The sequence below is a fragment of the Bacillus sp. NEAU-Y102 genome (genome assembly GCF_054788175.1).
The window spans coordinates 1-14,145 of the sequence record NZ_JBTWFK010000008.1 but is presented as its reverse complement, the minus strand read 5'-3'; the positions used below and the strand labels follow the sequence as shown (position 1 = coordinate 14,145).

General features: G+C 30.8%; 21 protein-coding genes. 18 read left to right on the top strand and 3 right to left on the bottom strand.

Annotated features, from left to right (window positions below; all coding sequences use genetic code 11):
• Positions 1-125: 125 nt before the first annotated feature.
• A complete protein-coding gene (locus tag ACYFX0_RS20740; protein WP_002082715.1) occupies positions 126-611 on the top strand; it encodes a hypothetical protein in 486 nt (161 codons plus the stop codon).
• A 306-nt stretch (positions 612-917) separates the two neighbouring features.
• On the top strand, positions 918-1,619 hold the full coding sequence (locus ACYFX0_RS20735) for a pPIWI_RE module domain-containing protein (RefSeq protein ID WP_460271933.1): 702 nt from the start codon (positions 918-920) through the stop codon (positions 1,617-1,619).
• A gap of 38 nt (positions 1,620-1,657) precedes the next feature.
• Here the strand turns inward: ACYFX0_RS20735 and ACYFX0_RS20730 are convergent, their stop codons facing one another.
• Positions 1,658-2,767: a site-specific integrase gene (locus tag ACYFX0_RS20730; protein WP_460271931.1), complete on the bottom strand. Its 1,110-nt coding sequence runs from the start codon at positions 2,765-2,767 to the stop codon at positions 1,658-1,660.
• 264 nt (positions 2,768-3,031) lie between these two features.
• Between ACYFX0_RS20730 and ACYFX0_RS20725 the strand changes: the two genes are divergently transcribed.
• The 5 genes from ACYFX0_RS20725 (at position 3,032) to ACYFX0_RS20705 (ending at position 8,112) form a co-directional block, all read left to right on the top strand.
• Positions 3,032-4,645: an AAA family ATPase gene (locus ACYFX0_RS20725; protein ID WP_460271929.1), complete on the top strand. Its 1,614-nt coding sequence runs from the start codon at positions 3,032-3,034 to the stop codon at positions 4,643-4,645.
• On the top strand, positions 4,645-5,844 hold the full coding sequence (locus tag ACYFX0_RS20720) for a hypothetical protein (protein ID WP_460271927.1): 1,200 nt from the start codon (positions 4,645-4,647) through the stop codon (positions 5,842-5,844). Before ACYFX0_RS20725 ends, ACYFX0_RS20720 begins: the two co-directional genes overlap by 1 nt.
• Positions 5,845-6,493: 649 nt before the next feature.
• The gene (locus tag ACYFX0_RS20715; protein ID WP_460271925.1) at positions 6,494-7,645 is read left to right on the top strand and encodes an AimR family lysis-lysogeny pheromone receptor; all 1,152 of its coding nucleotides are present in this window, start codon (positions 6,494-6,496) and stop codon (positions 7,643-7,645) included.
• Positions 7,646-7,682: 37 nt separating this feature from the next.
• Positions 7,683-7,829 (top strand): complement C1q protein, encoded by a 147-nt coding sequence (locus ACYFX0_RS20710; protein WP_098617943.1) that lies wholly within the window; start codon positions 7,683-7,685, stop codon positions 7,827-7,829.
• Positions 7,830-7,983: 154 nt separating this feature from the next.
• Entirely contained in the window at positions 7,984-8,112 is a 129-nt protein-coding gene (locus ACYFX0_RS20705; RefSeq protein ID WP_460271923.1) for a hypothetical protein, read from the top strand.
• A 37-nt stretch (positions 8,113-8,149) separates the two neighbouring features.
• Here the strand turns inward: ACYFX0_RS20705 and ACYFX0_RS20700 are convergent, their stop codons facing one another.
• Positions 8,150-8,503: a helix-turn-helix domain-containing protein gene (locus ACYFX0_RS20700; RefSeq protein WP_000491236.1), complete on the bottom strand. Its 354-nt coding sequence runs from the start codon at positions 8,501-8,503 to the stop codon at positions 8,150-8,152.
• A gap of 202 nt (positions 8,504-8,705) precedes the next feature.
• On the opposite strand from ACYFX0_RS20700, the gene ACYFX0_RS20695 reads away from it, so the two are divergent.
• The 11 genes from ACYFX0_RS20695 to ACYFX0_RS20645 all read left to right on the top strand — a co-directional run bounded on the left by ACYFX0_RS20695 (position 8,706) and on the right by ACYFX0_RS20645 (position 13,290).
• Positions 8,706-8,897, top strand: coding sequence for a helix-turn-helix domain-containing protein (locus tag ACYFX0_RS20695; protein WP_071735810.1), 192 nt, complete (start codon positions 8,706-8,708; stop codon positions 8,895-8,897).
• Positions 8,898-8,953: 56 nt separating this feature from the next.
• Complete coding sequence (locus tag ACYFX0_RS20690; RefSeq protein WP_000522030.1) at positions 8,954-9,220, top strand: helix-turn-helix domain-containing protein; 267 nt, start codon at positions 8,954-8,956, stop codon at positions 9,218-9,220.
• Positions 9,220-9,384, top strand: a complete 165-nt coding sequence (locus tag ACYFX0_RS20685) for a hypothetical protein (RefSeq protein WP_086398373.1) — start codon at positions 9,220-9,222, stop codon at positions 9,382-9,384. Before ACYFX0_RS20690 ends, ACYFX0_RS20685 begins: the two co-directional genes overlap by 1 nt.
• 57 nt (positions 9,385-9,441) lie before the next feature.
• Positions 9,442-10,509 (top strand): DnaD domain-containing protein, encoded by a 1,068-nt coding sequence (locus tag ACYFX0_RS20680; protein ID WP_460271920.1) that lies wholly within the window; start codon positions 9,442-9,444, stop codon positions 10,507-10,509.
• Between the two features lie 3 nt (positions 10,510-10,512).
• Complete coding sequence (locus ACYFX0_RS20675; RefSeq protein ID WP_460271918.1) at positions 10,513-10,791, top strand: AbrB/MazE/SpoVT family DNA-binding domain-containing protein; 279 nt, start codon at positions 10,513-10,515, stop codon at positions 10,789-10,791.
• Positions 10,784-11,143 (top strand): cell division protein SepF, encoded by a 360-nt coding sequence (locus tag ACYFX0_RS20670; RefSeq protein WP_460271916.1) that lies wholly within the window; start codon positions 10,784-10,786, stop codon positions 11,141-11,143. Before ACYFX0_RS20675 ends, ACYFX0_RS20670 begins: the two co-directional genes overlap by 8 nt.
• 19 nt (positions 11,144-11,162) lie before the next feature.
• Positions 11,163-11,327, top strand: coding sequence for a DUF3954 domain-containing protein (locus ACYFX0_RS20665; RefSeq protein WP_000711472.1), 165 nt, complete (start codon positions 11,163-11,165; stop codon positions 11,325-11,327).
• 25 nt (positions 11,328-11,352) lie between these two features.
• On the top strand, positions 11,353-11,826 hold the full coding sequence (locus ACYFX0_RS20660) for a sugar ABC transporter substrate-binding protein (protein WP_460271914.1): 474 nt from the start codon (positions 11,353-11,355) through the stop codon (positions 11,824-11,826).
• A gap of 20 nt (positions 11,827-11,846) precedes the next feature.
• Positions 11,847-12,362, top strand: coding sequence for a dUTP diphosphatase (locus ACYFX0_RS20655; protein WP_098299563.1), 516 nt, complete (start codon positions 11,847-11,849; stop codon positions 12,360-12,362).
• 3 nt (positions 12,363-12,365) lie between these two features.
• Positions 12,366-12,842 carry a hypothetical protein gene (locus ACYFX0_RS20650; protein WP_460271912.1) on the top strand — a complete coding sequence of 159 codons (477 nt, stop codon included), beginning with the start codon at positions 12,366-12,368 and terminating at the stop codon, positions 12,840-12,842.
• A 193-nt stretch (positions 12,843-13,035) separates the two neighbouring features.
• The gene (locus tag ACYFX0_RS20645; RefSeq protein ID WP_000963458.1) at positions 13,036-13,290 is read left to right on the top strand and encodes a hypothetical protein; all 255 of its coding nucleotides are present in this window, start codon (positions 13,036-13,038) and stop codon (positions 13,288-13,290) included.
• Between the two features lie 109 nt (positions 13,291-13,399).
• Here the strand turns inward: ACYFX0_RS20645 and ACYFX0_RS20640 are convergent, their stop codons facing one another.
• On the bottom strand, positions 13,400-13,999 hold the full coding sequence (locus ACYFX0_RS20640; protein WP_088020378.1) for an undecaprenyl-diphosphatase: 600 nt from the start codon (positions 13,997-13,999) through the stop codon (positions 13,400-13,402).
• Between the last annotated feature and the right edge of the window lie 146 nt (positions 14,000-14,145).

The following is a 14,145-nucleotide window of genomic DNA, read 5'->3' as shown; positions in this document are numbered from 1 at the left end:
CCGTGTAAGGTTAATGTAATGTTAATCGATAGTAAAATAAGTTGCTTGAGTGTATTTTAAATAAGATTAAAAAGTACTGTTTATCTATAAAATAATTGGGTAAATAATATGTAATTAGGAAGTGTATGAATATGGTTGAACTAAAATCTATTTTCCATTCGTATAAAGTAAAGAGAAAAATAGCTAAAGATTTATACGGAAAAAGAGATGAATTGACACTGTTATTAAATGAATTTAATAATATGAAATGTACAGTAACATCTGAAAAGAAGAAAAATAATATATTATCTCGTTTGCAACTAATTTATCAAAATATAAAATTAGATAAGCAGTATCCTCTATCAGTTTCTTTTGATAGTAAATTATTGGAGCGATTAGAAAAAGAATCTCTACATACTATTGAGGATGGTGTAACATGTCTACATTTAATGTTAGATATGAATTATGAAAAAATAAAACAATATGGGTCGAGTACAAGTAGGTCATTCGTTCCATTATCGCAGTCTTCTATTTGTCTTGCTGATTGTATTTGTTTAACAGGATTTATAGTAGGTTTACTAGGAGTAATTTCATTTGGAGGGTTCATGTTATCTATATGTTCAACTACATAACGCTTGATATTTGTAAAAAGAGCACCGATTTAAGGTGTTCTTTTTTGGTTTTTCTGTAAAGTTATTGTAAATGATAAGTACAATATATTATATATATTATATAATTTAAATGTATTAAATTACGAATACTAAGAGGTGTTGTAGATAATAATTACTTTTAATTTTTAAAAGAGTCGGTTTGATAATGTTTTATGTAGATAGTTTTTACTTTTCTTTTAAATACTTTGTTTAAATGGATTAGATTAAGTAACTTTTGTTCTAGCTTTTTGATAATCAAGACAACTGAAGAAAGGAAAGAATCATTTTATGAAAAAATTAAGGTTGTTAACATTTGAAAATATAGTAGAACCTCTTTTAAATGAAAAGGTATCATTTATATACTTTCCTATTGAATGGCTGGACATCGTAGAGATACATTATAAGACGTTTTTATTAACGAGTAAGTTGAAACGTTTGAATGAAAGACTGTATGATATGTTTTCTGATATATTGTTTATTCAGCATAATCCGTACGTATTAAATGAAAATACACCATGGATTGTATCAAAAGAACCTATTAAACAAGAGCAGCTCAATTATATTTTTCAAAGTTGGTATGAGATTATTCATGATTGGAAACCAAATAAATTAGTAGAGCCACCAAAATATGAATGGCAATCCGATTTGATTTCTAATTTGCCAGTACTACATGATAATGAAACGTATTCTAAGTGGGTGCCCGCTTTAATCTCACATATTTTTTGTGAGCGTCCTATATATTTAGAAAATACAAATGCAGAAGAAATCTATTTTTCTCCTCTTAGATCACAAAATATTTGTGAGGCGATGTCAGGGCCAATAAAAGATGAAAAAACACAAGATTTTTTCTCCTATGTATATCGATTCGAATGCATAACCCGTGGTGGTGAGAACGCTCCATTATTAAATATTTCAATAGGGATTCGGAGATTTTATCAAGAATATAAGATGATAGGTCAAACAAACCTTGATATGATAACGTTTGTTTGACTTTTTTTGATAAAATGCAAACATTTTGCAAACATAGGTTATCCAAAGATACTTTTACTGAAGTTTTTAACTGCTTCTTCCTGCATATTCGGTAAAACATGAGAATAGACACTTAATGTCATTGAAATATCTGTATGACCTAATCTCTCACTGATGATTTTAGGGTTAACTCCTTGTTTTAATAGTATAGTTGCGTGTGTATGCCTTAAATCATGGAATTTAATTTCTTTTATACCTACTTTGTGTGTCGCCCTAATGAAACTTTTTCTGAAATGTGCTCTTTTTATGATTCTTCCAAACTCATTACAATTTATTAAATCTTGATCTAGATAAGCAGAACCAAACCTTAATTTCTCTTTATTAATTAAAATCTTATGTTTTTTTAAGGCTGCTATTGTTTCATTAGGTACAGGAATTGTGCGTTTTGACGAATTTGTTTTTGCAGTTTTTTTGATTTTATTGTCATGACCAGATGTTTGGTTTATTGTAACGGTATGTTTTTCAAAATCAATGTCCCGCCATCGTAAACCTAGAACTTCACCCAGACGCATACCTGTAGTTATTGCAAGTAGATACCCAATGTGATATCGTGATTCTTGTGAATGAGCTAAAAATTTTTTTACTTCTTCCTCTGTCCAAGTCTGGATAGGGGTTTTTTCTTTTTTAGGTATCTCAGCAAAATCTGCTGGATTTCGAGAAATAATATTTTGTTTTACAGCTAGGTTTAAAGCGCTTTTTAAAATTCTATGCATAAGCAGAATAGAATTGTTTGCAATCCCTTTATCTATCGCAGTCTTATAACATTTTTGAATGTGCATAACATTTAATTTATGGAGCGCGACCATTCCTATACTAGGTATAACATGTTGGTTGATAAATGCCCTATAGCCAGCAAAGGTACTCTTTTCTATGCTCATACTTTTAATTTCTAGCCAATGATTTAGGTAATCTTTTAGTGTAACTTTAGATGGCTCTATAAAAGTTCCTTCATTCAACTCTGTAATTTTCTTTGCCACATCAGCCTGTGCTTCTTTTTTTGTCTTATACCCAGAAAACCACTTCTGTCTTCTTTTTCCTGTCTCTGGATCAGGTCCGATATCAATAACGATACAGTACTTATTTCCTCTTTTTCGAATATGTCCTTTCACTTAAAACACTCCTTCATTTGTTTTGAATCATGTTGTATAAGTCTAGTTGTAATTTTGCTGCTATGAAAATTACATGTTTGGACATATCAGCGATGGATATATTTTACCATATAAAAATAAATTCAGTTATAGGATATGGTTTTGGGTGAATTTATACAATTTGTTTAAAACTAGAATTTGAGATAATAATGTATTTTTTGTAAAACATTTCTTATTTTTATACTATAATATTAATAAGTGTTGATTTTTAAGGAGGGACTTAATTTGGATAAAATTAGAGTGAAAAATTTAAGGACTTTATTAGATACAGGTAAAGTAGATATAAAACCATTGACATTATTAGTGGGTAAAAATAGTTCTGGTAAAAGTACCTTTTTAAGATTTTTCCCATTAATGAAACAAACTTTGGAAACAAGAACCAATGAACCAATATTATGGTATAGCAGTAGATATGTAGATTTTGGAAGTTTTCAAGAGAGTCTTAATTTCAAAAATAAGGGCGAAACTATAGGTTTTGAATTTGAGTTTAAAATTCCTAAATTATATATGAAATATGCAGTGGGGAGATATTATTCAGAGCCAACGTTTTATAGAACGAGAGCTAAAGAATTTAATGAAGAAAAATTTTCTTTTAATGTAGATATTGAATGCGCAGAAGAATTTATAAAAAGTATAAACATAGGTTTTGAGGATCATACAATACATTTGAAATTTAAAAGTAGAGGGGAGATTGCTAAACTAATTATCAATAATATAGATTATAGTGATACATCTTACCTTGCACTTTATTTGAGGGAATCTACTAATATATTACCAAATATTTTCTATAGAAAAAGTGAAGAGAATGAAGAGTTTAACAGTATTCTTTATTTAAATGATTATTTTTCTAATCGGTTAATGAAAAATTTTAAAAAATTAGCTTCTGGTAACACAGGGAATGAAACCATAAGGGAGTTAATAAATGAATTGGTTTTAGGAAGTTCTGAAGATATATATAGTTCTTTTAGTAAGCTAAAACCGAAAGCGAAAACACTTGCGGGTAAATTAAAAAAAATAAGTAAGGAAGACGCATTGTTTGAAGAAATAAAGAATAATTTATTAGGAAAGTATGTAAATGAGTTACTTGAAATGTGTAATAAATATTTCGAAATAAATTTTTCGAATACAAATTATATTGCACCACTTAGAGCAAGTGCTGAAAGGTACTATAGGATTCAGGGCCTATCAGTAGATGAAATTGATCCTCAAGGCACAAATATCCCAATGATGATACATAATATGAACGAGAGGGATAAAGAAAGTTTCATCTCATGGACTAAAAAGAATTTTAACTTTGAAATTATTACGACCTTAGAAGGTGGACATACTTCATTAAAGTTAAAGTATGATAGTGATTCGGAAGAGATAAATTTGGCGGATACGGGTTTTGGGTATTCTCAATTATTACCGATAATACTTGTAATGTGGCAAGTTGTTAATGTAAAGGATAGTTACCAAGGTATAAAGAGAATGACTTTAAAAATGTTACTTAAAAAGTTCGAGGATTCTATGCATACTATTGTTATTGAACAGCCAGAATTACATTTGCATCCTGCTTTACAAGCTAAATTAATGGATACTTTTATACAGATAATTACAATGGCACAGGAAATGCGTATAAATATAAAAATTATTCTTGAGACTCATAGTGAAACGATTTTAAACAGAATAGGATACCTGATTGCTAAAAAGAAGTATAACTTGCACCATGATTTAATTAATGTTCTTATTTTTAATAAGGTAGATACCTATCAAACAAAATTAACTAGTACTGGTTATGATGAAAGAGGACGTTTACTTAGCTGGCCTATTGGTTTTTTCAGTCCGGAGGATCTGTAATGCTTATAAAAATTGATGATACAGTAACTGAGTTTATAAAAAGTAATAAGAACAATTTGAATAGGGATAGTTTAGAAGTCAGAGCTTTAAATAATATTGCAACGGCATTTCAACAAGGTTATCATGTTATTTCTGCTTCCTTTGAGACGTTGGAAGTTTTGGCGAAATTAGATTTATTAGATCACAATCCACAACGTATATATCATAAGTTATTTGAAAGATTTACGTTCCTCCCAGCTTATGAAGATTTTTGTTGTAGTTATATACTTGTTAAGAGTAATGAGTTTGAATTCAATAAAAATGAAAATCAACATAATAAGATGATATATGAAGTGCCTTTAAATAAATTCGTACAATTAAGTAGATTATGGCCGACTGTTCTACTTTCGGAGGATTATAGCGATTGTCAATTCTATGAGAAGCTTGCTCATAAATATATAGAAGAGAATAAGTCGGAAATAAATGTAAATATAAACCTGAATTTATTATCTGGCGGAGGTGTAAGATCGTACGCTGTATACGAAGGTGAAATTAACAAGGGGTCTATAGTATTAGCTATTGCTGATAATGATATGAATCATCCTAAAGCTAAGAGAGGGGAAACGATAGTTCAGTTAGAAAAGGTATATAAAAGGCATGAAAAAACCTCCATTATAGATTTATATGAGTTAAATGTAAGGGAAAAAGAAAATTTAATACCTCCATCTATGTATTTAATGTGTTGTAATAATAGTTCTAAAGATATTTTGATAGAGTTAGAGAAAATAGAAAATTCACAAGAACATCAGACCAAATTAAAGTATATTGATATAAAAGATGGGATAAAGGTGAAATCAGTAAAAGATGAACATTATAAAAAATATTTTCGTGAGTTATTTGAAGTAGTGAATTTAATCGGTTGTTCATTGGAAGAAATAGATCAAAAAAACAATAAAGAAGTATTAATGCCTGGAATTGGCGGTAAGCTTGAGGACTTTATTAAAGATGTTTTCGAAGACGGCCTAGAAATAAAATTAGAGCAAAAAAAATTAGTTGCACAAAAAATAGATTCTTTAGATGATATTATACAAAAAATGGAATACGATATTCTTAAAAAGAAAAATTTAATTGATAATTTACCCGACTTTTTAAAAGATGAATGGCATACATTATGCAATAAAATAATATCGTGGGGATGTTGCGAACATCCAATTGCTTAAATTTTATGTAAATAACGATTTACTTAAGTGTACATATTTCATTTTTAGCCAATAAAAAAGCCACTCAAATGAGTGGCTTTTTGCCATTAAGTTATCATAGTTTTACCAATAACATAACGTTGAAAATAGAAATGTTAAAAAGATTATAATATTTAGGTTCCTGTTAGTAGTTGTAATATGAAATTCTAACAAATTCTTGATAGAATTTTGTTAATTTTGCGTCTCTAATTGCATTGTTAAATCAACGTGTACGTACACTTATTTGAACAGAAATAGCTACCAGTTATCACATGCAATATTGCATAATTTATTCGGATGTCTAAGAAACTAGGTATATCTTAATATCTTAAACTTTCTCAAGTATTTTCAGAATATAAGAGAATAGATGTTTGGGTTATTTGTGATAGAATATTCTTAATAATATAATTTGACGGAACGAAAAAGACCCATAGCGTGTGTAATTGTGCTGGGAACACTTTTACACCGTTTGCCCTAATTGTAGTAGGGAAAACATTTGCCATGAGCCTTTCAGTTACGACTATGCGTAACATATATGGCTAGTATAACACAACTTTTAGATGTAATTCATCATTTAAGGTGCGTTTTCATGATAGGGAAGTGTGTCTTGTTCCAATAAGGGGGACAAAACATGTGGAAAGCTCTAAATCAAATTGAAAAAGAGTTATGTGCAGCTGGAATAAGGAAAAATAAACTAGCAAATTATTGGGGAGTTAAGCCAAGTACTGTTACAAAAGTTTTTAAAGGTAACACAGACATGAGTTTTGGCTTCCTTTCTAAGACAGTCATCCTATTAAACAAAGGCATACAGGTTCAAGAAAATTTATTAACAGATTATATATATATAACGAAACCAAAATCAGAAAACTTACGTGAGGCAATGGAGGATTTAGCTTTAAGGGGAAAGTTTAATCTATTAATTAATATTATAAATAGTGAATCACAATCAAAGGTAGCAGAAAATAGAGAATTTGCTAATGTGTATCGAATTATATATAGACGATATATAGGTGAAATCGATGCTACACAGTACCATAAGGCATTAAGCCTCGAAAGTAAATCAATAAGAACCTCAGAGATGGAAGTATTAATTGAAATTTTATTATGTCAGGCGCAATATCAATCGGGTAATTTTACTTCTTTAAATGAGCGATTAAAATCTCTTGAAATAAAAATAAATAAAATAAGTAATAGGTACATTCGAGAATGTTATAAATTACGATATAAAGAAGCCATTGCCGTTACTTCATTGCAGGGTGGTGAAGTCATTGAAGCAAGGAATGTTAGCATGGAACTATTAGATGATCTTGAATGGGATAACTTTTTTTCTTTTCCAAAAGTAAATGCATATTTAAAGATAGGTGAATCGTATATTTTTTCAGCGGATGAATATGAGAAGGCAAAATATTATTTGGAAAAGACTCTTGAAGTGATAGGGGATAGTAAGATAAATGGAATTGAGAGAAAAAGAAAAATGGTGCAACATACATTATCATTTCTAAAGATTCATCATGATAAAGAAATTAGTAGCTTAGATGTTGTTCATTCAGGTGAACTAGCATATTTAAGGATTAAACAAGGTAAGAGGATTGAAGCGAGAAAACTATTGAATCAATTAAAAGAGAAGAATGGAAGATTAACAGACATACAGACTGCATATTTAGGTTTAACATATGAAGGTACTAAAAAAGAAGAGTTAATGAAACGTTCTCTTTTGATGTGTCAAAAATCAGGGAATATATTTTATTCCAATTTACCAAAAATACACTTGGGTTTAATTTGAATAATTGGTATAATTGTCTTCGGAAAGAGGTGAAATAATGAAAAAAATAATTACAATCATTCCTGCGCTATTAATAGCTGCTACATTATTCATTAACACTGATTCTATAAAAGAAAAACCTAGTACAAATGATTCAAAACCTACAATTCAGCACATGATGGTTGACCCTGGTGGCGGCTGGTAAAATACATAATAAAGGTTTATATATATTACAAATGACATCGTCTTAATTGACGATGTCATTTGTAGTTTTAGGAGAAATTTCTTTTTTTGCTGAAAGAAGAAAAAAGAAATTATTGTAAAAAAATACAAAAATCCAAAGAGGGAGATCGAAGAAGATGAAGAGCGAAGAAGGGGAAGTTAATCTAATTAAACAAGCTTTATTACTTTTGCAAGAAGAGGATAATCCAAAAGAGAAATTATTTTCTATCTGTTTGAGTGAATCCAAAAAAGAAAAAGTCATGTAAAAAAGACTATCTAACTTTTTTGGATAGTCTTTTTACACTACATATTGCCTTTAGATTTTTCGTAGTTCACAAACATCTCTAATTGCTCTAATGCTTTTTTTCGTTGTTCTTCAGGTAAGTCATTAATGATCTGAAGAATTTCGTGTGCTTCTTTTGTTAACTGTAAGTCTTCGCCTGCTGTTAAATCTGGTGAATCAGATAAACCTAACAAATAATCTGTTGTTACTTTTAAATAATTTGCTATCTTCTGAAGTGTACGTGTACCAGGTGCTTTTTTTCCCTCGACATAATTATAAACAGAAACATGACTAACACCAATTGCATCAGCTAACTGTTGTTGGGTGATGCTCTTCTTTTCAATTAATGATTTCAATCTCTCATGACTAAACATTATAAAAAAACACCCCAAGTTTATTTTATATGAAATTATATTTTTCTTAATTACTATTATGGTGTCACACTGTCATTATATATTAACTATCAGTTAAGTGGAAAGGTAATTTTTTTGAAAAAAGTTTTTGGAAACACTTGAACTTAACTTTAGGTTAAGTTATTATGTAATTAACAACAAAAACGTAAGAGAGGAGTTGTTTATGAAAACTCTAAAGCAGCTACGTGTAGAACAGGGATATACATGTAGGGAAGTAGCTGAAGCCGTGGGTATTACTGAAGTTTATTATTGGTATATAGAAAACGGGAAGCGTCGACCTTATTATGATTTAATTGTGAAAATTGCTGAGTTTTTTAAAGTGAAGTTAGATACAATTAAAATTTTTTGTCCATAACTTAACCTTAAGTTAAGTTATGTTTGGTTAAGTAAATTAGAAAGGAGCAAAACAAAATGGGATTAGATCAAATCATTAAAGAGTCAATCCGCGAAGTTGTTCGCGAAGAAATTCAAGCAGCTTTAGCTTCATTTCAACAACAATCACAACCAAACAAGGTAATGAGGGTGAAAGAAGCAGCTGCTTACCTCAATATAGCAGTTTGTAGAATGTATGAATTAGCAAATCACCCACATTTTCCAGTGATTAGGGAAGGACGTAAATTACTTTTCTTGCAAAAGGATTTAGAAGCTTGGCTTGAAGCACAAAAGGAGGTGATTTAGTGGAAGATACAACATCATTAGCTATATTAGCGATATTAATTGCATGTGGTTCATGTTTGTTTTACATAACTTATGAGCCGATAAAGCAATGGGCTTGGAGTGATGTGAAGCAAAGTAAAAAGACCCATGGCAGTGGGTCCTTTTCAAAAAATAAGTTGTTATAAGTATACCATGGAAAGTAGGGAAATAGCACATTGGTTTTATGAAAAGGGGTGAAAGCTATGAACAACAAGGTATTACAAATAGGGCAAATAAATTTTCGTGGCAATGTTATAGATCATGGATGGTTTAAAACACTTACATTAGATAATGGTAAACCTAATATTGTTGCGATTACTATCTTAGGAGAAATTGTTTATTGGTATAAACCTACTGAAGTAAGAAGTGAAGAATCTAGTCAAGTTCAATATAAACAAAAGTTTAAGGCAGACACGCTTCAAAAGAGTTATCAACAATTAGCGGATTCATTTGGATTTACAAAAAGACAAGTAAAAGAAGCATGTGACTTTCTGAAAGAACGTGGACTTATAAAAATTGAATTTAGGACGATTCTTGTTAACGGAACTAGGTGTAATAACGTTATGTATGTTGAACCTGTACCTGAAATGATTCAGAAAATATCTATTATGTATTGGGGAAATGGTAACCCTCCTACACTGAAAAGTAATAGCCCTATTACTTTAGAAAGCAAGAGGGTCTTACATTCTAAAGCAATACCCTCCTACGATAAAACGGAAGAGTCTCTTACACTAGAACGTAAGACAAATACAGAGATTACTACAAATATTACTACAGAGATTACTACAAATATAAATGATGATGATGCTACTTCATCTCAGAAATTAATTGATCAAGAATTTAAAACTAGTTACAACTTTTTACTTGAAAAGGGAATCCCGTTAAGTGAAATTGCAATTCAAGAATTAGGTGAGTTTTGCGATAGATTCGGTAATGAATTAGTTATTCACGCTGTTAATAAAGCAATTGATGAAAATGTACCAAAGTGGAGATATATTCGCAGTATTTTAAGCAGTTGGGAAAAGGAAAAAGTAAAAACATTAAATGATGTTGCTGCTTTAGATACTCGATTTGAAATGAGTAAGAAAAACAACAAACGTATTGGTAAAGGTTATTTCAAACGAACGGAAGTTGTACCGGATTGGTTACGCAAACAAGAAGAACAAGAGCCAATACAGCAGCCACAGCAAACTCAAAGCGATGATCTTGAAGATAATAAGAAACGTTTGGATGAGATTCTAAATAAATATAAAAATACTAAAGGAGAGTAAGGTATGAAAAACACAGGCGTTGCAAGAAAAGTGGACGAGCTAGGGCGTGTAGTAATTCCAGTAGAGTTACGCAGAACTTTAGGGATTGCCGAAGGAACGGTACTAGATTTTTATGTCGATGGTGAAAACATTGTTTTAAGAAAATATGAAAAGTCATGCTTTGTAACGGGTGAAGTATCTGAATCCAACATTGAATTGTTAGGTGGCCGAATGTTTTTGAGTAAGAAAGCTGTAATCGAGTTACTGGACCTCCTTCAAAAGAATGTGACGGAACATGCCTAAACAACTAAATATTTTTGATGTAGAACCAGAAATCTGTCAGTTTGATGTAAATAAAGCAAATGTAAAGAGGGGACCTGGTCGGGTTACATATGCAGATGTACGCGTTCATGTTCCCAAGAACGCTAAATGTACGGATGAATTACCACGTACAACTAAACAAGATGATCGTTATGACATCTTTGAACACTATACAATGGCAATTTGGAGATTTCAACGATCTATAGATAAGTTTTTTAATTGGGATGCAGCCGAAGAATTGTGTAAGGCAGCAAGGGATAAAAAAGAAATAATCCCGGTACGGATTTACTTAGAAAGTGGATTTAAGCCAGATGTTGTCGAGTACATGAAGTGAGAAAAAGGGAGAGGAACATATGAAAAAAGAGATTGATGTTACAAGTAATAAAGTATATGTGGTTACGGATGGAAAAATCCTTTCTTTTGATCCACCGGCAAGTGGGTATGGTGAACAAGTTGTAATTTGGGTTAACGGTAAAGTTGGTCATGTTAAAACTACCTCCAATGAAATGATAAAGTAATTAGCTTTTTAAAGGAGTGTTTGAAATGTCGGCTTTTAAAGTTCGGATTGCTTTAGAAGAAGTGGATTTCTTATGGGATCAAAGAGAGGTTTTCCAGTTTCGAGAGCTTTGGAATAGTAACTACACACTTTTAGAGATTTCGAAAAGGTTTAAAAGAAAGCAAATAGAAGTAGCAGCACTTATTTTAGACCAAGTGGATAAGTTTAAGATCCACAAAAGAAAAATGGGTTTAGGAGAAATTGGTGACAAAAAAGTTCGGAATAAAAAGAAAAAAGAACTACCACCATACGTCTACATTGCTTTAGATGAAGTAAATTATATTTGGGATGAAGACGATATAGAGCTTTTTAAGGATCTGTGGATGAAGCAGCTTGGCATTGAAGAAATAGCAAACAAATTAAGAAGGCATCAAATTGAAATAGCAACATTAATATTGGATCAGTTCGGTTTAGAATACATGCTTAATTGTTTAATAGATACGAAAAAAAGAGTAGCTTAATTAAATTAGTGAGGGAGCGAATGGAAATGAACTTAACTAAAATATTCGGAATGCAAAAGGTATTGGATACAAGAATCGTTAAGGAACATGGGTTGGAAGGCAAAAATTTATTTTACAATATGATCCTTGCTTTACAAGTTGAAATTGGAGAACTTGCAAATGAAACTAGATGTTTTAAGCATTGGAGCAATAAAGGGCCAAGTGAAAAAGAAGTTATTCTGATGGAATATGTTGATGGTTTACATTTCATAGCCTCATTAGGCAACGGTATTGGCTTTAATCCTAATGAATATAGTGCGGAATTTTTAAAGCACAACGCAAATGTTTTTTCTGCAAGTTCGTTAGTCAGTCAATTTAACAATGTATATGAAGCTGTATCGGAATTTCGTGCAACTCAAGATAGGGAGCTGTACGAAGAATTGCTATATTCCTACTTAGGATTAGGTAAGAAATTAGGATTCACATTTGAAGAAATTGAGCAAGGTTATTACAAGAAGAATGAAGTAAATCATCAACGTCAGACTAATGGGTATTAATCGATGAAAGGTGTATGCATAGATGTAGACCATTCAGCGCTACTGGGAATAAATGAAGAATATTTTTTATTCTCAGCAAAGCCTAATCATTACTATGTCAGCAAATTCAATCGTAAGGAATCACATTTTGGATGTTATCCAGCAGAGAGATTTAAAGCGGTGGAAAACGAGGTTTGGACACCAGAACCGCAAATTAATACGCCTAATTTAGATGAAAGTAAATTCTATAAAGCTCAATTGATTTGGCGAAAAAAAGGCTATAAAGATAGACCGCTTAAGGATTATATTATAAAGCCTAGAGGTACACATTGTTTCTTTTGGCATGATCGAGAACGAAAAAAAATATGTGGATGTTTTCCGATACATTGGTTTGCTAATTTTGAGGAATTAGCAGCGGAACTAGAAGAAGTTAAAGAAACACCAAAGCAGGAACTTGTTTCATTGTTAGAAAGACCTGGTGGTCAACTAGCATTCTTTTAAAATCTGAATTTTATTAAGAAATGGAGTTTGTAATGAAAAGAGCCATGAGTTGTGAAGGCTCATGGCTCATTGTATAAGGGTAAAGTCGTAATGACTTTATAAAAAAATAATACCACGAATATCCAAATAAATACAATAAAAGTAAATTAAATGGTATGAAATTTGAATTTTATTAAGAAATGGGGAATGAGAAATGGCTATTGAAGCACATAAATGTAACGTTAAAGGATGTAATGGTCTTGTAGTTTTTGAAAATGCTGATTTTGATTTGCAAAATCCTGACACAATTAAAGGAGTTTATGCACTTGATGATCCTACTTGTAACGTTTGCGGAAAAGAATTTCTAGTAGTACCTAGCTATTCTGTCATTGATCTTGATGTAGAAACACAAGAATTTGAAGAAATTGAACCAGCTTGTATTACTGAATGGCAGAATCAAAAATTTTAACCAAAGCGTTATTTTAAAATTAAAGAGCACCCAGGGGAGCGCTCTTCGATCAAGACAATATTGAAAAATACTCGTAATATATGTAATCTTTTTAGCTTTGTGAGATTAATCAAAAGTTTTTTGACTTGTTTTTGGATGGTATTACATTTTGTTCTATTTTTTCGTAAAGATTAAGTAATTTTTTGATGAATGTAATTTTCGGTGTTAACCAATATGAAAATAGCGCTGAAATAATTCCTATTAAAGCTCCTGTTATGACATCGAAAGGATAATGAACTCCTACCCAAATACGAGAAATAGCTACGCAGAATGCAAGTACAAGCCATAACCATCTAGCCTTTTTACGAATAAGCCAGAATGAAAAACAAATTGAAAAAAATAGAATCGTATGGTCGCTAGGAAATGAATTATCTACTGCATGATCGACAAGTTTATTAACATTAGGTAATACTGCAAATGGTTGATAATTCAAATGCAAATTCCCTGCTAATTTTCCAATTATTTCAGCAGTTACGAAAGCAACCATCGCTTGAATAATCATCATTTTGTTTTTTCTACATTGAGTAAACCAATAAGCCATAATAATTAAACCTAAAAAATACACCATATATTCCGCCACAAATACCATAGTTGAGTTTAGGGATGAATATGACTTCCCTAAATCATTGATTGCTCGAAAAGCATCAATATTTAATTGAGAAAAAGACATTTTTAAGTCGCTCCTTACTGTGTGTTTATAACTTTATAAGGAAAATTATAGTAAAGAGTTTATAGTGAAAAAATTGATTTCAGTGACATTAGTATTACAAAATTGTAAGGATTAGCTCATTAAAGATTTTTAATAAAATAGTTATT